This is a genomic window from Streptomyces sp. NBC_00461 (assembly GCF_036013935.1).
Taxonomy (GTDB): domain Bacteria; phylum Actinomycetota; class Actinomycetes; order Streptomycetales; family Streptomycetaceae; genus Streptomyces.
Map to the genome: position 1 here is coordinate 6,252,075 of NZ_CP107902.1, position 20,117 is coordinate 6,272,191.

Below are 20,117 nucleotides of genomic sequence, written 5' to 3' on the forward strand. Positions count from 1 at the left end.
GCGTCCCTACCTTGCGGCCATGTTCTTCACCTACCTGAGGCGCGAACTGCGCCGCCGCAGAAAGGCGGCCCTCGTCGTCGCCTCCGGTCTCGCGCTGGGTATCGCGCTCGTCATCGTGGTCAGCTCCGTGTCGTCCGGGATGGGCAAGGCGCAGGACAAGGTCCTGCAGTCGCTGTACGGCCTGGGTACGGACATGACGGTCACCAAGGCGGCCGCCCCCGCCACGAGCACCTCGCAGCGCCCGCGCTTCCAGTTCGACGCGCAGGACAACGGCTCCGACTCGAAGCAGAGCAGCGACCGCGTCCTGGTGCAGGGCTTCCAGACGCTGTCGACCTCGACGGTTACCAAGGTCGGTGCACAGAGCGGCGTTTCGGACGCGGTCGGCGGCCTGAGCCTCCAGGTCATCAAGGTGAGCGGACAGTTCACCCGCGGCCAGTTCCAGCAGAACCAGAGCGGCGGCGGTGAGCAGGGCGGCCGCGGCCAGGGCAACGGCGGCACCGGGCAGCCGCAGGGCGAAGTGCGCGGCGGCGGCGCCAACTTCGACGTCAACAACTACTCCGTCTACGGCGCCGACGTCACCAAGCCCGCCCTCGGCCCGCTGACCTCGTCGAAGATCACCAGCGGCCGCACCTTCAAGACCACGGAGACCGACTCGGAGGTCGCGGTCGTCGACTCGGCGTACGCCAAGCAGAAGAAGTACAAGGTCGGTTCGACCGTCACGGTCAAGGGCACCAAGTTCAAGATCATCGGTGTGGCGACCGCCGACAGCGGTGACTCGGCCGCCAACCTGTACATCCCGCTCAAGCAGGCCCAGACGCTCAGCGACTCGAAGAACAAGGTCACCACGATCTACGTCAAGGCGACCGACTCGCAGAAGATCTCGTCGGTCAAGTCGACCATCCAGAAGAACGTCTCCGGTACGACGGTGACGACGTCGGCGGACCTCGCCGACACGGTGTCGGGCTCTCTCTCGACGGCGTCCAGCCTCGCCACCAACGTGGGCAAGTGGCTGTCGATCGCCGTGCTGATCGCCGCGTTCCTGGTCGCCGGCCTGCTCACCTCCTCGGCGGTCTCCCGCCGCGTCCGCGAGTTCGGCACGCTGAAGGCGCTCGGGTGGAAGTCGGGGCGGGTGACCCGGCAGGTCATCGGTGAGGCCATGGTCAACGGGCTGCTCGGCGGCGCGCTCGGCATCGCGCTCGGCCTGGCGGGCGCGTACGCCGTCACGGCCATCAGCCCCACGCTGCAAGCGCAGTTGGGCGGCGGGGGTGGCACCGGTGGCGCTGGTGGGTTCGGTGGTGGCGGTGGCTTCGGCGGCGGACCGCGCCGGGCCGCCGCCAAGACCCTGGACGTGGCCCTCACGGCACCCGTCAGCGTGACGACGGTGGCGATCGCGGTGGCCCTGGCCGTGGCCGGCGGCCTGATCGCGGGCGCGTTCGGCGGCTGGCGCGCGTCGAGGCTCCGCCCGGCGGATGCGTTGAGGCGCGTCGAGTAGCCGGCTGAGGGATCGGCTGAAGGGACCGCACCCGCCCAGGGGCGCGGGGCTGCGTGTCCATGCGGATCGGCCGCACGGGCGCGACAAGCCCCACCAGCCGGCAGCCGCACACGACACACGCGACGCGCACGACGCACGCCACACCACGCACGCCACCGCGACCCTCCCCAGGAGCCACCATGTACGACCTGAGAAACGTCACCAAGCGCTACACCCGAGGCAGGGACACCGTCACCGCCCTGGACGCCGTGGACCTCACCATCGCCGATGGCGACCGCCTCGTCATCCAGGGCCCCACCGGCGGCGGCAAGTCAACCCTCCTCCAGATGCTCGGCGGCCTCGACCGGCCCACGTCCGGCGAAGTCGTCCTCGACGGCACCGACTTGGCCAGGCTCTCCGAGGCCAAGCTGACCAAGGTGCGCAGCGAGAACATCGGCTTCGTCTTCCAGTCCTTCAACCTCATCCCGACCCTCACCGCGCAGGAGAACGTCGAGACCGCCCTCGTACCCCTCGGCGTGAAGGTGAAGGAGCGGCGCGAGAGGGCGGCCGAGGCGCTCAAGTCCGTAGGCCTCGGCGAGCGGTTGGGGCATCTCCCCTCGGAGATGTCCGGAGGACAGCAGCAGCGTGTCGCCATCGCCCGCGCGTTGGCGAAGGAACCGAAGGTCCTGCTCGCCGACGAACCCACCGGAAATCTCGACGAGTCGATGCGCGACGAGATCATGGAGGTGCTGGAGCGCATGTGGAAGGAGCTCGGGCTGACCTTCATCATGGTCACCCACGACTCCGCGATCGCGAAGAAGGCCCCGCGCGTGGCGACGATCCGCAAGGGAAAGCTCACCGTCAAGGAGAACGCGGGCGCGTAACTCGGCGGAACAGTAACGGCTTTCCGACAGGCTCGTAACAGTCGTGAAGCCTGTCTCTCACCTTCCTCTCACCTATTGAGGTGCCTGATCACCCCCCGGCATACTGCGTAACCCGGGGGGTGTACGCGCATGCGTGCGAGACCACCCCCGGTCGGGTGACAGGGGAAATCGCCCGGTACTTCATCTCCAGGGGGAGACTTGCGCAGACAAGTGAAAAGGGCGTGCGCGGGCACGATCGCCACGGCTGCGGCCGTGGCCCTGGCGGCGGGAATGACCACCCCGGCGTCCGCGAAGGCGGAGCGGTCGACGACTGCTCCGCAGACTCAGATCACGTCCAAGCACCGCATCACCCTGATCACCGGCGACCGTGTGGTCGTCGACGCCAAGGGCCGGGTCGTCGGCCTGGAGCGGGCGAAGGGACGCGAACACATACCCGTTCAGTTCCGCAAGGCCGACGGGCACACGCTCGTGGTTCCGGCGGACGCGGCCCGGCTTGTCTCCACCGGCAAGCTCGACCAGCGGCTGTTCGACATCACCGAGCTCAACAAGTCCACGACCCGCAGGGCCCAGGCGAAGGGCCTGAAGGTCATCGTCGGCTACCGGGGTGCCGCCTCGGCCACCAAGGCCGACGTACGCGAGGCGGGCACCCTCCGCCAGACCCTCAAGTCCCTGAACGCGGACGCTGTTCAGACCCCGCAGAAGGAAACGCCCGAGCTGTGGGACGCCGTCACCAACGGCGACAGGACCGCCTCCGGCATCGCGCACGTCTGGCTCGACGGCGTCCGCAAGGCCAGCCTGGACAAGTCCGTTCCGCAGATCGGCGCACCGAAGGCGTGGGCCGCCGGCTATGACGGCAAGGGCGTCAAGATCGCCGTATTGGACACGGGAGTCGACGCGACCCACCCGGACCTCAAGACCCAGGTGATCGAGTCCAAGAACTTCTCAGCCGCCGCCGACGCCACCGACCACTTCGGTCACGGCACGCATGTCGCGTCCATCGTGGCCGGCACCGGGGCGAAGTCGAACGGCAAGTACAAGGGTGTCGCGCCCGGCGCCAAGATCCTCAACGGCAAGGTCCTCGACGACTCCGGCTTCGGCGACGACTCCGGCATCGTCGCCGGCATGGAGTGGGCGGCCGAGCAGGGCGCCGACGTCGTCAACCTGAGCCTGGGCGCCGGCGACACTCCCGGTGTCGACCCGCTTGAGGCCGAGGTCAACAAGCTGTCCGAGGAGAAGGGCATCCTGTTCGCGATCGCCGCGGGCAACTCCGGTCCGGAGTCGGTCGGTTCGCCCGGCAGCGCGGAGGACGCGCTCACGGTCGGCGCGGTCGACGTCAACGACAAGCTGGCCGACTTCTCCTCGACCGGTCCGACCGTCGACGGCACCATCAAGCCGGATGTGACCGCCCCCGGCGTGGACATCACGGCGGCCGCCGCACCCGGCAGCGTCATCGACGAGGAGGTCGGTGAGAAGCCGCCGGGTTACCTGACCATTTCCGGTACGTCGATGGCGACCCCGCATGTCGCGGGCGCGGCGGCGCTGCTCAAGCAGCAGCATCCGGACTGGAGGTTCTCCGAGCTGAAGGGTGCGCTGACCGGTTCCGCGAAGGGCGGCAAGTACACGGCGTTCCAGCAGGGTTCGGGCCGGATCGCGGTCGACAAGGCGATCAAGCAGACGGTGATCGCCGACCCGGTGTCGGTGAGTTTCGGTGTGCAGCAGTGGCCGCACACGGATGACAAGCCGGTCACCAAGCAGGTCACGTACCGCAACCTGGGTACGAAGGACGTGACGCTGAACCTGGCCGCCGGCGCCACCGACCCGAAGGGTCAGGCGGCACCGTCCGGCTTCTTCAAGCTCGGTGCGGCCAAGGTGACCGTCCCGGCGGGCGGCAAGGCCTCGGTCGGCCTCACGGTCAACACCAAGCTGGGCGGCACGCTGGACGGCGCGTACTCGGCGTACGTGACGGCGACGGGCGACGGGCAGAGCGTCCGTACGGCCGCGGCCGTGCAGCGCGAGATCCAGTCGTACAGCGTCACGATCAAGCACATCGGGCGGGACGGACAGCCGACCGGCAACTACAACTCCTTCCTGCTCGGCTACTCGGGCCTGGCCAAGGGCCGTGCCTACCAGGTGCCCGTCGCGGACTCCGGTACGACGACCGTGCGCCTGCCCAAGGGCGACTACCTGCTCGACGCCTCGATCGCGAAGGACTTCGTGAAGTTCGAGGGCGGCGTCGACTGGCTGGTCCAGCCGAAGCTGAGCGTCACCAAGGACACCACGGTGACGATCGACGCCCGTAAGACCAAGGCGGCCGACATCACGGTGCCGGACGCGCAGGCCAAGCAGCAGCTCGGGATGATCGGTTACGTCTACGACGCCGCGGGCATCGGGTTCGGCCTCGGACTGCAGTCCTTCGCCGACGTACGCATGGCGCCTCTCGGCGGCGAGGTCTCGGGCCTGCAGCAGACCTGGAACGGCCAGTGGACCAAGGGCGACGACGCCGAATACGACGTGGCCACCACCGCCAAGGTCAAGAAGATCCAGGGCGACAAGGTCCGCCACTTCAAGGCGAGCGAGCTCGCCACGGTGAAGAACAACCTCGGTTCGGGCACCCCCGGCAAGACCGGCTCGCTCGTTCCGGTAGGCGTCTTCCCCGAGGACGTGATCTTCGCGAACGGCGTGGAGCAGAAGCTGCCGGGTTCCCGAACGCTGTATCTGTCGACGTCCGACAAGATCCAGTGGACCTGGGACTTCGAGCAGCACAAGGGCAGGGACGCGGACGGCTTCCCGATCCCGGAGGCGTACTACACGCTGGGTGACCCGCAGACCTTCAAGGCGGGCCAGAAGTACACGAAGACCTTCAACACCGCGGTCTTCGGCCCTCACCTGAACGCGTACAACGGGCTCTACCGCGAGGGCAACAGCATCTACGGCATCCTGTCCCTGTTCACGGACGGGGCCGGGCACGACGGTTCCTCTGACTTCACCGCGGTCGACACGGCCCTCTACCGCAACGGCACCAAGGTCGGCTCCAACGACGACCCGCTCGGTGGGAAGGAGTTCAAGGTCCCGGCCGGCGAGGCCGACTACAGGCTGACGACGTCGGTCAAGCGCAGCGTCAAGGTCGCGGCGGCCTCCACCCGCATCGACGCGAGCTGGACCTTCCGCTCCAAGAAGCCGTCCGACCTGGTCAAGCTGCCCACGTCCACGGTCCGCTTCAACGCGAAGACGGGTCTGGACAACAGGGTGGAGGCCGGCAGGACGGTCAGCGTCCCGGTGGCCGTCGAGGGCTCGGCCAAGGGCAGCAACCTCAAGTCGCTGTCGGTGTACGTGTCCTACGACTACGGCCAGACCTGGAAGAAGGTCGACGTCGTGGGCGGCAAGATCAAGGTGAAGAACCCGGAGAAGGGGAAGGCCATCTCCTTCCACGCCAAGATCACCGACAAGAAGAACAACAAGTCGACGATCTCGATCTACAACGCGTACTACGGCAAGTGAGCCGATAGTCCGTGCCATCCGGTCCGACGACGGACAGGCCCCGCCCGAAGTACCGCTTCAGGCAGGCCTGTTCGCCCGGACCTCCAGCTAGGGGGAGTTTTGCGCAAACGAGTAGGAAGAGCGTGCGCGGGCACGATCGCCGCGGCGGCGGCCGTGGCCCTTGCGGCGGGAATGACCAGCCCGGCGCAGGCCAAGGTCGAGCAGACGGGCGCCGCTTCGAAGGTCACTTCGAAGTCCTCGCTCGCCGCCACGCACCACATCACGCTCATCACGGGTGACCGCGTCGGCGTCGACGCGAAGGGCCGCGTCACAGGCCTTGAACCGGCCAAGGGCCGCGAGCACATACCCGTCCAGATACGCAGGGCCGACGGCCACACCCTGGTGATACCGGCCGACGTCGCCCGCCTGATCGCGACCGGCAAGGTCGACCAGCGGCTGTTCGACGTCACCGAGCTCAACAAGGCCACCACTCGCAAGTCCCAGAAGCAGGGCCTGAAGGTCATCGTCGGCTACCGGGGCGCCGCCTCGGCCACCAAGGCCGACGTACGCGACGCGGGCAAGCTCCGCGAGAGCCTCGAATCCCTGAACGCGGACGCGGTCCAGACGCCCACGCAGGACGCGCCCGAGCTGTGGAACGCGGTCACCAACGGTGACAGGACCGCCTCCGGCATCGCGCACGTCTGGCTCGACGGCGTCCGCAAGGCCAGCCTGGACAAGTCCGTGCCGCAGATCGGCGCCCCCAAGGCCTGGGCCGCCGGCTACACCGGCAAGGGCGTCAAGATCGCCGTCCTGGACACCGGAATCGACGCGACCCACCCGGACCTCAAGGGCCAGGTCGCCGGCGAGAAGAACTTCTCCACCGCCCCCGACGCCACCGACAAGTTCGGTCACGGCACGCATGTCGCGTCCATCGTGGCCGGCACCGGCGCGAAGTCGAACGGCAAGTACAAGGGCGTGGCCCCGGACGCCAAGCTGCTCAACGGCAAGGTTCTCGACGACAACGGCTACGGCGACGACTCGCAGATCCTCGCGGGCATGGAGTGGGCGGCCGAGCAGGGCGCCGACGTCGTCAACCTGAGCCTGGGCGGCGGCGACACTCCGGAGATCGATCCGCTTGAGGCCGAGGTCAACAAGCTCTCGGAGCAGAAGGGCATCCTGTTCGCGATCGCCGCCGGCAACGACGGCGACTTCGGTGAGCAGACCATCGGCTCCCCGGGCAGCGCGGCCGACGCCCTGACCGTCGGCGCGGTCGACGACCACGACAAGCTGGCGTCCTTCTCCAGCCGCGGCCCCGGCCTCGACGGGCAGATCAAGCCCGACGTGACCGCCCCCGGCGTCGACATCACGGCGGCCGCCGCACCCGGCAGCGTCATCGACGAGGAGGTCGGTGAGAACCCGCCGGGTTACCTGACCATTTCCGGTACGTCGATGGCGACCCCGCATGTCGCGGGCGCGGCGGCGCTGCTCAAGCAGCAGCATCCGGACTGGAGGTTCTCCGAGCTGAAGGGTGCGCTGACCGGTTCCGCGAAGGGCGGCAAGTACACGGCGTTCCAGCAGGGTTCGGGCCGGATCGCGGTCGACAAGGCCATCAAGCAGACGGTGATCGCCGACCCGGTGTCGGTGAGTTTCGGTGTGCAGCAGTGGCCGCACACGGATGACAAGCCGGTCACCAAGCAGGTCACGTACCGCAACCTGGGTACGAAGGACGTGACGCTGAACCTGGCCGCCGGCGCCACCGACCCGAAGGGTCAGGCGGCACCGTCCGGCTTCTTCAAGCTCGGTGCGGCCAAGGTGACCGTCCCGGCGGGCGGCAAGGCCTCGGTCGGCCTCACGGTCAACACCAAGCTGGGCGGCACGCTGGACGGCGCGTACTCGGCGTACGTGACGGCGACGGGCGACGGGCAGAGCGTCCGTACGGCCGCGGCCGTGCAGCGCGAGGTCCAGTCGTACAGCGTCACGCTGAAGTTCATCGGGCGGGACGGACAGCCGACGAAGAACTACGGTGCGACCCTGGCCGGCGTCTCCGGCCTGGGCAAGGACAAGTTCTACTCGCCCTACGACGCCTCCGGCACCGTCACCGCGCGTCTCCCCAAGGGCGATTACATCCTCGACAGCAGCGTCTTCGTGGACCCGGAGGACGCCACCAAGGGCATCGACTGGCTGGCCCAGCCGAAGCTGGACATCACCAAGAACACGACGCTCACGCTGGACGCGCGGACCGCGAAGCCGGTCGACATCACCGTTCCGGACGCGGCCGCCAAGTCGGAGTTCGCGGCGCCCGGTTATGACCGCGAGGTCGGCAACTCCGGCTGGAGCTTCGGCTGGTTCGCGGACACGTACGACAACTTCCGCTCCAAGGGCCTCGGCCCGCAGATCACCGACGGTTCGCTGAGCCAGCAGTGGGACGGCCACTGGACCAAGGGTGCCGATGAGCAGTACGACGTCACGACCGGTGCCGTCGTCAAGCAGCTCGCCACCGGCTACACCAAGCACTGGAAGGCGAGCGAGCTCGCCACGGTGAAGGTCGGTCTCGGCGCCTCGGCGAGCGGCAAGAAGGGCGCCGTCAACGCGGTGGGCTGGCTGCCCCACAGCAGCAGCGCCTCCTCGGTCGGCGTCCCGCAGACCCTGCCCGGCACCCGCAAGCTGCACCTGTCCACCGCGAACGGCGTGCGGTGGGAGATGAGGTTCGACCAGTACAGCGGCACCGACCCGGACGGCTTCCCGATCACCGACGCCGCGTACACCCTCGGCGCGGCGCAGACGTTCAAGGGCGGCAAGACCTACTCGAAGACCTTCAACACAGCCGTCTTCGGACCGCACCTGAACGCCGACTTCGGCCTGTACCGCGACGGCAACAACATCTACGGCAGCATCCCGCTGTTCGCCGACGGCAACACCCACGCGGGCTCCTCGGTCTTCACCGCGGTCGACACGACCCTCTACCGCAACGGCACCAAGGTCGGCTCCAACGACGACCCGCTGTTCGGCGAGAAGGAGTTCAAGGTCCCGTCGGCCGACGCGTCCTACAAGCTGACGACGTCGGTCAAGCGCAGCGTCAAGGTCGCGGCGGCCTCCACCCGCATCGACGCGAGCTGGACCTTCCGCTCCAAGAAGGCCGACCTCAGCAAGCTCCCCGCGTCCACGGCCCGCTTCAACGCGACCACGGACCTGGGCAGCAAGGTCGAGGCCGGCAAGACGGTCAGCATCCCGGTGGTCGTCGAGGGCTCGGCCAAGGGCAGCAACCTCAAGTCGCTGTCGGTGTACGTGTCCTACGACTACGGCCAGACCTGGAAGAAGGTCGACGTCGTGGGCGGCAAGATCAAGGTGAAGAACCCGGAGAAGGGGAAGGCCATCTCCTTCCACGCGAAGATCACCGACAAGAAGGACAACAAGTCGACGATCTCGATCTACAACGCCTACTACGGCAAGTGAGTCCCGTAGTCCGCTGAAGTAGGCCATGAGCGAACGGCCCGCCGGAAGTACAGCTTCCGGCGGGCCGTCCGTGTTTCTGTGGGCGCATGACCACTCAGACCGTCGAGTACATCCGCTACCGCATCCCGGAAGACCGCTCGGCGGAGTTCCTGGCCGCCTACACACGGGCCGCCGTCCAACTGGCGGCGGCACCCCAGTGCGTCGACTACGAACTGGCGCGCTGCGAGGAGGACTTCGGGCACTACGTCCTGCGCATCGTCTGGACGTCGACCGAGGACCACCTGAAGGGGTTCCGACAGTCGGAGCTGTTCCCGGACTTCCTCGCGGAGATCCGCCCGTACGTCGAGAACATCGACGAGATGCGCCACTACAAGCCGACGACGGTACGCGGCACGGGCTCTTCGGTCCCCACCCTGTACGCCTGGGCGGGCGGCGCCGAGGCCTTCTCCCGCCTCACCTCGGCCTTCTACGACAAGGTCCTCAAGGACGACCTCCTGGCCCCCCTCTTCGCCGACCTCGCCCCCGACCACGCCGAGCATGTGGCGCTCTGGCTCGCCGAGGTGTTCGGCGGCCCCGCCGGCTACTCCCTCACCCAGGGCGGCCACGGCCACATGGTCGCCAAGCACTTCGGCAAGCACATCACCGAGCCCCAGCGCCGCCGCTGGGTCAACCTCATCCAGGACGCGGCGGACGAGGCGGGCCTGCCCACGGACGCCGAGTTCCGCTCGGCGTTCCTCGCCTATGTGGAATGGGGCACAAGGCTCGCCGTGTACTTCTCCAGCCCGGACGCGAAGCCGCCGGCGGAGCAGCCGGTACCGAAGTGGAACTGGGGGGCGATGCCGCCGTATCAGGGGTGAGGGGCCGGCCCCCTTGCCGGCGGTGCGGCATCTCAGCCCGTCCGGCGTTCGAGGACGGGGCCGTTCAGGCCGAAGCGGGGGTCTGGGGGCGGCAGCCCCCAGTGACGGCCGCACCAACACCGGTGCAGGCCGTCTCAGGCCGACGCACCGGTCCCCGACCGCGTCGCATCCGCCCCCCAGCTGGCCAGCAACCGCAGCGCCTCCGCAGACGGGGACCCCGGTTCCGCGTGATACGTCACCAGCCCCTGATCCCCGTCGCCCGCGAGCCTGAACGACTCGAACTGCAGAAACAGTTCACCCACGAGCGGATGGTGCAGGTGCTTGAGGCCGTGGCTCTTCTCCTTGACGTCGTGCGTGGCCCACAGCCGCCGGAAGTCCTCGCTCTTCACCGACAGCTCGCCGACCAGCGCCGACAGCCGGGGGTCGTCCGGATAGCAGCCCGCCTCCATGCGCAGCGCGCAGACGATGTCGATCGCCTTCTGCTCCCAGTCGATGAACAGTTCCTGGTAGGCCGGGCGCAGGAACACCAGCCGAGCCCAGTTCCGCTCCTGGACCGGCAGCTCCGCCCAGTCGCCGAAGACGGCCGCCGCCATCCGGTTCCACACCAGGATCTCCGCGCGCCGCCCCACGACGTAGGCCGGAACCCCGTCTATGGTGTCGAGGAGCTGCTGCAGCGAGGCCCGCGCCTGCTGGCTGCGCCCGACCGGCTTCTTCTTGTGCTGCTTCGGCTTCGCCAGATGCGTCAGATGCGCGTGCTCGGCGTCGGTCAGCCTCAGCGCCCGCGCGATCGAGTCGAGCACCTCCGCCGACACGTTCCGCCCGTTGCCCTGCTCCAGGCGCGTGTAGTACGCCACAGAGACACCCGCCAGCTGCGCCAGCTCCTCGCGCCGCAGCCCCGGTACCCGCCGGTGCCGCCCGAAGTCCGGCAGCCCCACGTCCTGCGGCTTCAGCCGGGCACGCCGGGTGCGCAGGAACTCGCTGAGCTCGGCACGCCGGTCCAGCGCGCCGGCGGGCTCCTGTACGGGATCGGGCTGTTGGTCCATGCGTCAAGTATTCACCGTCGTACGCACACCATCCTGACCCCACCGGTGGTAGGCACAGCGAACGTATGCAAAGCCGTGGGCTGGGTGGACCTCGTACGGTCCGGCATGCTGAGCAGCACGCCCGGTCGGAAGATCAGAAGGCAGCCGGGCGGGTAACCACTGCTAGGAGACCCTCGCATGACCACTGTTGCTGCGTACGCCGCCCCCGCCGCGAAGGCTCCCCTGGAGCGCACCACGATCGAGCGCCGGGCGGTCCGTGAGTTCGACGTCCTGATCGACATCAAGTTCGCGGGTATCTGTCACTCGGACATCCACCAGGCCCGGGAGGGCTGGGGCGAGGCCATCTTCCCGATGGTCCCGGGCCACGAGATCGCGGGCATCGTCTCCGAGGTCGGCCCGGGTGTCACCAAGTACCAGGTCGGCGACCGTGTGGGCGTCGGCTGCCTGGTCGACTCCTGCCGTGAGTGCGACAACTGCAAGGCCGGTCTGGAGCAGTACTGCACGGGCGGCGGCGTCGGCACCTACAACGCCCTCGACAAGAACGGCGAGCCCACCTACGGCGGCTACTCGGAGAAGATCGTCGTCGACGAGAACTACGTCCTCCGAATCCCCGACGGCATCTCGCTGGACGTGGCCGCGCCCCTGCTGTGCGCCGGCATCACCACGTACTCCCCGCTGCGCCACTGGAACGCAGGCCCCGGCAAGAAGGTCGCGATCCTCGGCATGGGCGGCCTCGGCCACATGGGCGTCAAGATCGCGCACGCGCTGGGCGCCGAGGTCACCGTCCTCTCCCAGTCCCTGCGCAAGCAGGACGACGGGCTGAAGCTGGGCGCCGACCACTACTACGCCACCAGCGACCCGAAGACCTTCGAGGACCTGAAGGGCACCTTCGACCTGATCCTGTCGACGGTGTCGGCCCCGCTGGACCTCGACGCTTATCTGTCCCTGCTCCGCACGGACGGCGCCTTCGTGAACGTCGGCGCCCCCGAGGAGCCCGTCAAGCTCAACCTGTTCTCGGTGATCGGCGGCCGCAAGACCCTCGCCGGCTCCGGCATCGGCGGCATCCAGGAGACCCAGGAGATGCTGGACTTCTGCGCCGAGCACGGCTTCGGTGCCGAGATCGAGCTGATCCGCGCCGACGAGATCAACGAGGCGTACGGGCGGGTGCTGGCGAGTGACGTCCGCTACCGCTTCGTGATCGACACGGCCACGATCTGATCCGTGCCCGAGGGCCCCGGCGGAGGTCACGCCGGGGCCCTTCAGCATGCCCCCGCACGCTGCGAGCGAGGTGAGCGGCAGCGGGAGCCGATCAGCCGGCAGCGGAAGTCGATCAGCCTGCCGGCACGAACTCGCCGGCCCGGAAGGACCGTACGAGAACGCTCCCGTCCGCGGACGGCCGTACGGAATGCGCGCGCCCCAGCCCCGACACCCGGGCGCGCCCGTCCGCCCCGACCTCCACGACGGTGTTCTCGTCGATGGCGACGCCGTGCCGGAGCCCGTGCCGCGTGACCGCGGTGATCAGTCGCGGCAGCGTCCCCCACTGGGCGGCGTGCACGTCCACCGCGAAGGGCACGAGCCCGAGCCCGGCCCGCACCTCGACCTCCTCCAGGTCCTCGGCGGTGTCCTCATGGCACACCGGAACACCGTCGTCGAGCCAGCCGCCGACGACGGCGTGGAGCGCGGCGACGGCGGCACCGGCGGAGAAACCGGCGTACGGAACGCCGAGCTCGGCCAGTACGGGCCCCAGTCGGCCCGGACACCCGGCGAACGCCTCCTGATACGCGGGCGTCAGCCCACCGCAGACCAGCAGCCCGTCCAGCCCCTGCACGTCGCCCGGATCGAACTCCCCGCCCAGCGGCACGAGCAGCGGTACGGGAGCGCAGTCGGCGACCTTCCTCAGCACGGCGTCGTACCGGCCGAACTGCACCCGGCCGTCGCCCTCGTCCAGGACGAGACAGCCGATGCGCGGTCCCGTGGCCGCCCGGAGGAAGGGCTCATAGACGGCGCGCGCGGCCGTCGCGTCCCATCCGCCACCGATCAGAAACGTACGATCGCCGCCCATCGGTCCCCCCTCACATTCCCCCCAGATTTTCTCTCGCCATTTTCTCTCGCCTATTTCTTTTCGCCGACCGGTCACACTGCTTCGCCGCGCGGGGTCATAGCAGCGAAGGCACACGACGGCAGACGCTACGGAACACCGAACTCCGGGCGCCACGAGTTTTGGAGCAGTGCATCATGACGTCACCCATCCTGGTCACCGGCGGCACGGGCACCCTCGGCGGCCATGTGATCCCACTCCTGCAGGCGGCCGGCCGCGAAGTGCGCGTGCTGAGCCGGAGTGCTCGCCCGGCGGCGAACGGCATCGAGTACGTCACCGGCGACCTTCTGAAGGACGAGGGCATCGAGGCCGCCGTGGCCGGCACGGACACCGTCCTGCACCTCGCGGGCGGCCAGAAGGGCGACGACGAGGCGACCCGTGCGCTGATCCGGGCGGCGCAGGCCTCGGGCGTCCGTCACCTGGTCTACATCTCGGTCATCGGCGCGGACCGCGTCCCGCTGGCCTGGTTGCGCAGCAAGCTGGACTCGGAGCGGGCCGTCGCCGACTCGGGCATCCCGTGGACGACGCTGCGCGCGGCCCAGTTCCACGACCTGACGCTGGCGATGGTGGAGAAGATGACGAAGCTCCCCGTCCTCCCGGCCCCCGGCGGTCTCCGCCTCCAGCCGGTCGACTCCCGCGAAGTCGCCGCCAGGCTGGTGGAGTTGACCCTGGGCAAGCCCGCCGGCCCGGTCCCGGACATGGCAGGTCCCAGGCTCTACGACATCCCCGCCCTGGTCCGCCCGTACCTCGAACTCCGCGGCAGGCGCCCCCGCCCGAAGCTGCCCGTCCGCATCCCGGGGAAGGCGGGGCGGGCATACCGGGCGGGGGATAACCTCACGCTGGCGGGAGCGGAGGTCGGGAAGCGGACGTGGGAGGAGTTCCTGGCGGACCGAGTGGCCTGACGGCGCCCGGACCGAGTGGCCTGAGCCTGATGCCCTTCCTCAGGCCCGCAGCCCCGTGAGGCCGTCGTAGGAGGACATGACGAGTTCCAACCCCCTGGTGTCGTCCGCCGGTTCGCGCATCTGGTTCGTCACGTAGGCCACCACCATCCGGGCCTCGGGCTCGATCATCACCAGGGAGCCGCCCCAGCCGCCCCACCCGTACGTGCTGCCGAACAGCCCGTAGCCGAGGCCCCAGCGCATCGGCATGCCCAGGACCCGGTCGTCGCCGCTGAACTGTTCCTCCCGGGCCCGGTCACAGCCCGCCTGCGACAGCAACCGCACCCCGCGCACCGCCCCTCCGCACGCCATCACCGACTGGGCGAGGGCGACCGAGCGGGCATTGCCGAATCCGCTCGCCGCGGGGATCTGCGCACGGCGCCAGGCGACGCTGTTGCCGTCGCGGAGCCGGATCCGGGTCCCGGCGGCCGCGTCGTTGCCGGGTGCGCTCGCGGCGTAGTCCTCGTCCCGGGAGGGCGGCGGGATCGTGAGCGACACGCGGTGGTCGTGCTCGGGGGCCAGCCCGATGTGGAAGTCCGCGCCCAGCGGCCCGGCCACCTCGTCGGCGAAGAACTCGCCCACGCTTCGGCCGGTGATCCGCCACACCAGCTCACCCACGAGGAACCCCTGGGTGAGCGAGTGGTACCCGGCCGCGCTGCCGGGCTCCCACTGCGGAGCCTGCGCGACCAGGCGCGCCGTGGCGGAGGCCCAGTCGTAGATCTCCTCGACCGGCCCGTCCCAGTCGGGCAGACCGGCGGTGTGCGACAGCAGATGCCGCACCAGCACCCCACTCTTGCCCGCCGCGGCGAACTCCGGCCAGTAGCGGACCACCGGCGCGTCGAGATCGAGCTCGCCGCGATCGGCCAGGACGAGCGCGCACAGCGCCGTCATCGTCTTCGTGACGGACCAGACGTTGACGATCGTGTCGCGCTCCCACGGGACCGTGCGGTCCGCGTCGGCGAACCCGCCCCACACGTCCACTACGGGCTCGCCGTCCACGAACACCGCCACCGAGCCGCCGGCGTCTCCGCCGTCCAGCAACGTCGCCAGCGCACTGGGCACCGCCGAGAACAGATCGTCGTACGAGCCCTGAATGTCAGCCATGCGTGGCATTAGCCCGCATCGGCCCGTGGGAGGCAACCGAATTTGCGGCCGGGCGCTCCTGGCGCCCCTCGCCGTTGCGCCCAGCAGCGACCTGACTCTGGACGCTGCCTGGTCCCGGGTACGGAATCGCTGGGAACCCTCGCGCGTTGATGGAGGTGGGCATCAGAAGCCGGTGGTGTGCGAGCCGAGTAGCCCGAGTGACCACGCTGACAAGTATTGGAGGGGCCACAATGGCTGCGCAGACGCAGAGGGCCGTGCTCGCGGGCGGATGTTTCTGGGGGATGGAGGAGCTGATCCGCCGGCTCCCGGGCGTGACGGGGACCCGGGTCGGATACACCGGGGGTGACGTACCGAACGCGACGTACCGTAACCACGGCACGCACGCCGAGGCCATCGAGATCCTTTTCGACCCCGAGAAGACCGACTTCCGTGCGCTCCTGGAGTTCTTCTTCCAGATCCACGACCCGAGCACCAAGGACCGCCAGGGCAACGACATCGGCCTCAGCTACCGCTCGGCGATCTACTACGTGGACGACGAGCAGAAGCGCATCGCCGAGGACACGATCGCGGACGTGGACGCCTCCGGACTGTGGCCGGGCAAGGTCGTCACCGAGGTGGAGCCGGTCGGCCCCTTCTGGGAGGCCGAGCCCGAGCACCAGGACTACCTGCAGCGCTACCCGGACGGCTACACCTGCCACTTCCCCCGCCCGGGATGGCGACTGCCCGCCCGCACGGAAGGCTGACCACAGGACGGCCCGGCACCAAGCCGAAACCTGCCCGCCGCAGGCTCCGCAGCCGGGCCGTCTTGGCACTGTGACCAGGCAAGACCCCGGTGCGTACGTCGCGCCCACCAGCCTTGGCGAGGCCATGGGCGACCCGTCGGGTGCGCCGGCCCGTCATGCCAGGAGATGGGCAAGCAATTCATCTCCAGCGGGATACGGGCGTTCCGGGGGCAGCAGCCGCCCGGCGGAGTCCACGTCACCGCTGCCGACGAGGGCGCGGATCTCGTGGGCGGGCGGGGTCACGTCGCGGATGGCGACCGTCCACTCGTCCGCGTACCGTCGCACGGCTTCACGGGAGAGACCCAGCTGCAGGGACCGGTACGGCAGGGGCCGAAGATGCGGGTCGCGCTCTGGGTCCCACCGGACGCGAGCGGGCGCGCGCTTCAATTGACGCTGCCAGGTGCCTCGGTCGGGGTGCACCCCACGGGCGTAGCTCGACAGACACGCGTGGCGCAGCGCCCACTCGAAGCCGTCCCGGCTGATCTCGACGGCGAGGACGGTCTCCTGCCCAGCTTCCGCGCCCCGGCCGCAGCGGTACATCATCCACAGGAACGACGGTTCGATCCACGTCAAGCCGCGTCCACAGCCCCATGCCTGGTTGCACTACCGATCGGAACCGCTCGCCGCGGTCCTTGTCAGCGGGGAGTCCTGCCCGCCCAGGTCGAGGCGGAATGGCGGGTACTCATCGGTCATCAGCGCGGCATAGGCAGCCACCCTTGCGACCCAGCGGGCCAGGCCTAGCAGGAAGTCGAAAAGGTGAACCGGGTAACGGGCGGTGAACGCCAGGATGATCACGGCGACCAGGGAGAGGAAGGGGATCAGACCGCCGTAACGCCAACTGTCCCCATTCCCTTCTGCCCAGCCACCGACGAACATCCCGACGACGATGTACTGCGGGATCGCCAGCAGCCACCACTTCACCAGGACCAGGCCGCGGGAGAGGCGCTCGGGATAGACGACGTCGAAGTGCGCTGGGTAGTCGGGCACATCCGCGAGGGTGAACGGCGGGTACCGGTCGGTGCCGAGCACGGTGTGGGCGTAATAGCTGACACGCCAGTTCCAGCGCAGTACGCCGACATTGAAGTCGAAGAGGGACCGGGGGAAGCGGCCGGTGAACAGGATGGCGAAGAACGCGACGACGGTCACGAAGACGAACGCAATCCACAGGAAGAACAGCACGATGTAGTGCGGGATCGCGAGGAGCCACTTCACCAGCCACAGCCATCTGGACAGCCCAGGATCGAGAGACCCCTCGATACGTACAGTGGACGCGGTGACAGGAATCATGTGGACCAACTCCCTTCGAGCGTCCCCGCCCGGCGGCCATCCGTCCGTGCCCGCGCCCAAACGGGTAGGCGGCAAGGCGGTCGCCTGATCATGAATTCAGGCTGACACGCGAGGTGGAAGGCCGCGACTCGGGCGGGTGCGCTTGCCCCGGAAAGAACAGCGGCCAGCGACGTCATTGCCACCAGCCAAACGAGCCTGGCAACGGCATCCTTGCTCGTCATCGACGGGGCACGGCTGCGAGATCCATGTCAAGCCGCGCTCATGTCCCTTCGTCCGCTCAGTGCGGCAGCGTCGCCGGGCTCCCGCCGTTCGCCTCGTAGCCCGCCACCGCCAGTGCCCGGTACACCGCGAACTCCGCGGCCGGGTCGGCGGACAGCGTCCAGGGGAGGGCTCCGATATGGCCGTCGATGTATATGAGTTGGTTCATGGCTTCGGACCAGCGCTCGGCGCGGACCAGGAAGAACACCAGCAGATGGCGTACGTGCGCCAGCATCGGGTCGTCGGGGCGGGCCGAGTGGACGGCGTGGAGCGCTCCGTGAATCGCCTTCGTCACGACCTCGCTCTGGTAGAAGCTCCTGACGAAGTTCACCTCGGGAAGGTGCTCGAAGACCGCGAACAGGGGCATGGCGGCGAGCAGCGAGCCCTGGGGAGCCCGCGCGGCCGCCGCCTCCGCGAAGGAGTACGCCAGCTCCCGCGAGCCGTGCCACTTCTCGCACCAGTAGTGCAGGGCGGCCAGGTGGGCGCCCATGTGCGTGGGGTCGCGGTCGAGGATCTTCAGCCACAGTTGCTCGAACTCCGGCTGGGGGTAGGCCAGTCCACGGGCCACCGACAGCTCGACGATGTACGGGATCGGGTCACCGGGAGCGAGCAGCGCCGCGTCGCCGCAGGCCGCCCTCGACTCCTCCATGATGATCCGGAACTCGTCCGTGCCCGGCGTGGACGTCCGCCACGCCTGCTGGACCAGGAATTCCGCGTGCACGGCGGCGCCGCCCGCGTCCTTGGACTGCTCGGCCCGCCACACCCGCAGCCACTGCCCGCCCGGCGTCTCGCTCACCCCGCCCGGCCGCTGCTGCAGCTCCAGGGACGCGGCGCCCGCGAAGGCCTGCACGCGCTGCCAGCGCAGCTCACCCTCGGCCTCCGTGCCCGCCAGCAGCTGGGCTGCCGCGCGGTAGTCCTGGGTGCGCTGCACCAGGTCCAGGACGTCCAGCAGGTCCTGGTCGGGGCCGGGCAGGCGGATGTCCAGCTCCTCCTCGCGCACGAAGCCGTAGTTCGCGGGGTCGGCGGCGTCCGGGTGGCCGGCCGGAACCTGCTCGATCATGCCCCGCCGGCGCCGCATGACCGGGAGCAGCACGAAGCCGAGCATGACCAGCGCGATCAGGACCCAGAGAAATTCCATGGCTCAAGCGTTCCAGACGCCACCGACAATTGGCCAACCCGGTCGGCGCCCTGTGGAAAACTCCGGCGGCCCGGTGCCTCGACCGAGGGAAAACCCGCCGGTACGGCCTTCCGCGCCACGCCGTCCGACACCCGCGCCGCGAGCGCACTACCCTCGGTGCCCATGAGCGACAGGCACATCAGTCAGCACTTCGAGACCCTCGCGATCCACGCGGGCAACACCGCCGATCCCCTCACCGGCGCGGTCGTCCCGCCGATCTACCAGGTCTCGACCTACAAGCAGGACGGCGTCGGCGGCCTGCGCGGCGGCTACGAGTACAGCCGTAGCGCCAACCCCACCAGGACCGCCCTGGAAGAGAACCTCGCAGCCCTTGAGGGCGGCCGCCGAGGTCTCGCGTTCGCGTCCGGACTGGCGGCCGAGGACTGCCTGTTGCGTACGCTGCTCAGCCCCGGTGACCACGTGGTCATCCCCAACGACGCGTACGGCGGCACGTTCCGGCTGTTCGCGAAGGTCGTCGCCCGGTGGGGCGTGGAGTGGTCGGTCGCCGACACCAGCGATCCGTCCGCCGTACGGGCCGCCATCACCCCGAAGACCAAGGCCGTGTGGGTGGAGACCCCCTCCAACCCGCTGCTCGGCATCACCGACATCGCCGCGGTGGCCCAGATCGCCCGGGACGCGGGCGCGAAGCTCGTCGTCGACAACACCTTCGCCACGCCGTACCTGCAGCAGCCGCTGGCCCTCGGCGCGGACGTCGTCGTGCACTCCCTGACCAAGTACATGGGCGGCCACTCCGACGTCGTCGGCGGTGCGCTGATCGCCGCCGACGAAGCACTCGGCGAGGAGCTGGCCTACCACCAGAACGCGATGGGCGCGGTCGCCGGTCCCTTCGACTCGTGGCTGGTCCTGCGCGGCGCCAAGACGCTGTCGGTGCGCATGGACCGGCACAGCGAGAACGCCACCAGGGTCGCCGACATGCTGACCCGCCACGCGCGCGTGACGAAGGTCCTCTACCCGGGGCTGCCCGAGCACCCCGGCCACGAAGTCGCCGCCAAGCAGATGCGGGCCTTCGGCGGCATGGTCTCCTTCCAGGTCGAAGGCGGCGAGGAGGCGGCCGTCGAGGTCTGCAACCGCACCAAGGTGTTCACCCTCGGCGAGTCCCTGGGCGGCGTCGAGTCGCTGATCGAGCACCCCGGGCGCATGACGCACGCGTCCGTGGCCGGCTCGGCCCTCGAAGTGCCCGGCGATCTCGTACGGCTCTCCGTGGGCATCGAGAACGTCGAAGATCTGCTGGAGGACCTGCAGCAGGCGCTCGCCTAGCAGGGGGCCC

The 20,117-nt window shown here is 69.3% G+C and carries 15 protein-coding genes; 9 read left to right on the forward strand and 6 right to left on the reverse strand.

The features are described 5' to 3' along the window. Positions 1-19 precede the first annotated feature (19 nt). The 5 genes from OG870_RS29420 (at position 20) to OG870_RS29440 (ending at position 10,142) form a co-directional block, all read left to right on the forward strand. On the forward strand, positions 20-1,492 hold the full coding sequence (locus tag OG870_RS29420) for an ABC transporter permease (protein WP_266520745.1): 1,473 nt from the start codon (positions 20-22) through the stop codon (positions 1,490-1,492). A gap of 179 nt (positions 1,493-1,671) precedes the next feature. Then, complete coding sequence (locus OG870_RS29425) at positions 1,672-2,355, forward strand: ABC transporter ATP-binding protein (RefSeq protein ID WP_266520747.1); 684 nt, start codon at positions 1,672-1,674, stop codon at positions 2,353-2,355. A gap of 198 nt (positions 2,356-2,553) precedes the next feature. Then, entirely contained in the window at positions 2,554-5,853 is a 3,300-nt protein-coding gene (locus OG870_RS29430) for a S8 family peptidase (protein WP_266589569.1), read from the forward strand. A gap of 171 nt (positions 5,854-6,024) precedes the next feature. Next, positions 6,025-9,285, forward strand: coding sequence for a S8 family peptidase (locus tag OG870_RS29435; RefSeq protein ID WP_405626866.1), 3,261 nt, complete (start codon positions 6,025-6,027; stop codon positions 9,283-9,285). A gap of 86 nt (positions 9,286-9,371) precedes the next feature. After that, positions 9,372-10,142 carry a group II truncated hemoglobin gene (locus OG870_RS29440; RefSeq protein WP_266589573.1) on the forward strand — a complete coding sequence of 257 codons (771 nt, stop codon included), beginning with the start codon at positions 9,372-9,374 and terminating at the stop codon, positions 10,140-10,142. Between the two features lie 134 nt (positions 10,143-10,276). Here the strand turns inward: OG870_RS29440 and OG870_RS29445 are convergent, their stop codons facing one another. After that, positions 10,277-11,185 (reverse strand): helix-turn-helix domain-containing protein, encoded by a 909-nt coding sequence (locus OG870_RS29445; RefSeq protein WP_266844198.1) that lies wholly within the window; start codon positions 11,183-11,185, stop codon positions 10,277-10,279. Between the two features lie 177 nt (positions 11,186-11,362). On the opposite strand from OG870_RS29445, the gene OG870_RS29450 reads away from it, so the two are divergent. After that, entirely contained in the window at positions 11,363-12,403 is a 1,041-nt protein-coding gene (locus OG870_RS29450; protein ID WP_266520756.1) for an NAD(P)-dependent alcohol dehydrogenase, read from the forward strand. 112 nt (positions 12,404-12,515) lie between these two features. Here the strand turns inward: OG870_RS29450 and OG870_RS29455 are convergent, their stop codons facing one another. Continuing rightward, positions 12,516-13,247, reverse strand: a complete 732-nt coding sequence (locus OG870_RS29455; protein WP_266589582.1) for a hypothetical protein — start codon at positions 13,245-13,247, stop codon at positions 12,516-12,518. Positions 13,248-13,420: 173 nt separating this feature from the next. On the opposite strand from OG870_RS29455, the gene OG870_RS29460 reads away from it, so the two are divergent. Further along, positions 13,421-14,185, forward strand: a complete 765-nt coding sequence (locus OG870_RS29460) for an SDR family oxidoreductase (protein WP_266589584.1) — start codon at positions 13,421-13,423, stop codon at positions 14,183-14,185. 39 nt (positions 14,186-14,224) lie between these two features. Here the strand turns inward: OG870_RS29460 and OG870_RS29465 are convergent, their stop codons facing one another. Next, positions 14,225-15,325 (reverse strand): serine hydrolase domain-containing protein, encoded by a 1,101-nt coding sequence (locus OG870_RS29465; protein WP_266589586.1) that lies wholly within the window; start codon positions 15,323-15,325, stop codon positions 14,225-14,227. Between the two features lie 230 nt (positions 15,326-15,555). Here OG870_RS29465 and msrA point away from each other — a divergent pair, with 230 nt between their 5' ends. Next, positions 15,556-16,068, forward strand: coding sequence for a peptide-methionine (S)-S-oxide reductase MsrA (gene msrA, locus OG870_RS29470; protein WP_266520766.1), 513 nt, complete (start codon positions 15,556-15,558; stop codon positions 16,066-16,068). A 153-nt stretch (positions 16,069-16,221) separates the two neighbouring features. On the opposite strand, the gene OG870_RS29475 is transcribed toward msrA, so the two are convergent. The 3 genes from OG870_RS29475 to OG870_RS29485 form a co-directional block, all read right to left on the reverse strand. After that, positions 16,222-16,680 (reverse strand): DUF4291 domain-containing protein, encoded by a 459-nt coding sequence (locus OG870_RS29475; RefSeq protein WP_266844194.1) that lies wholly within the window; start codon positions 16,678-16,680, stop codon positions 16,222-16,224. A 30-nt stretch (positions 16,681-16,710) separates the two neighbouring features. Then, complete coding sequence (locus tag OG870_RS29480) at positions 16,711-17,394, reverse strand: DUF4389 domain-containing protein (protein ID WP_266520770.1); 684 nt, start codon at positions 17,392-17,394, stop codon at positions 16,711-16,713. A 277-nt stretch (positions 17,395-17,671) separates the two neighbouring features. Then, a complete protein-coding gene (locus tag OG870_RS29485) occupies positions 17,672-18,790 on the reverse strand; it encodes a hypothetical protein (protein WP_266844191.1) in 1,119 nt (372 codons plus the stop codon). A gap of 162 nt (positions 18,791-18,952) precedes the next feature. Here OG870_RS29485 and OG870_RS29490 point away from each other — a divergent pair, with 162 nt between their 5' ends. Further along, positions 18,953-20,107, forward strand: coding sequence for a cystathionine gamma-synthase (locus OG870_RS29490; protein ID WP_266520774.1), 1,155 nt, complete (start codon positions 18,953-18,955; stop codon positions 20,105-20,107). Positions 20,108-20,117: the final 10 nt, after the last annotated feature.

Bases quoted from the DNA above. Each gene is read 5' to 3' on its own strand.
- OG870_RS29425 (WP_266520747.1), top strand. From the start codon at position 1,672: ATGTACGACCTGAGAAACGTCACCAAGCGCTACACCCGAGGCAGGGAC.
- OG870_RS29480 (WP_266520770.1), bottom strand. From the start codon at position 17,394: ATGATTCCTGTCACCGCGTCCACTGTACGTATCGAGGGGTCTCTCGAT.
- OG870_RS29445 (WP_266844198.1), bottom strand. From the start codon at position 11,185: ATGGACCAACAGCCCGATCCCGTACAGGAGCCCGCCGGCGCGCTGGAC.
- OG870_RS29435 (WP_405626866.1), top strand. From the start codon at position 6,025: ATGACCAGCCCGGCGCAGGCCAAGGTCGAGCAGACGGGCGCCGCTTCG.
- msrA (WP_266520766.1), top strand. From the start codon at position 15,556: ATGGCTGCGCAGACGCAGAGGGCCGTGCTCGCGGGCGGATGTTTCTGG.
- OG870_RS29485 (WP_266844191.1), bottom strand. From the start codon at position 18,790: ATGGAATTTCTCTGGGTCCTGATCGCGCTGGTCATGCTCGGCTTCGTG.
- OG870_RS29420 (WP_266520745.1), top strand. From the start codon at position 20: ATGTTCTTCACCTACCTGAGGCGCGAACTGCGCCGCCGCAGAAAGGCG.
- OG870_RS29490 (WP_266520774.1), top strand. From the start codon at position 18,953: ATGAGCGACAGGCACATCAGTCAGCACTTCGAGACCCTCGCGATCCAC.
- OG870_RS29455 (WP_266589582.1), bottom strand. From the start codon at position 13,247: ATGGGCGGCGATCGTACGTTTCTGATCGGTGGCGGATGGGACGCGACG.
- OG870_RS29465 (WP_266589586.1), bottom strand. From the start codon at position 15,325: ATGGCTGACATTCAGGGCTCGTACGACGATCTGTTCTCGGCGGTGCCC.
- OG870_RS29450 (WP_266520756.1), top strand. From the start codon at position 11,363: ATGACCACTGTTGCTGCGTACGCCGCCCCCGCCGCGAAGGCTCCCCTG.
- OG870_RS29440 (WP_266589573.1), top strand. From the start codon at position 9,372: ATGACCACTCAGACCGTCGAGTACATCCGCTACCGCATCCCGGAAGAC.
- OG870_RS29460 (WP_266589584.1), top strand. From the start codon at position 13,421: ATGACGTCACCCATCCTGGTCACCGGCGGCACGGGCACCCTCGGCGGC.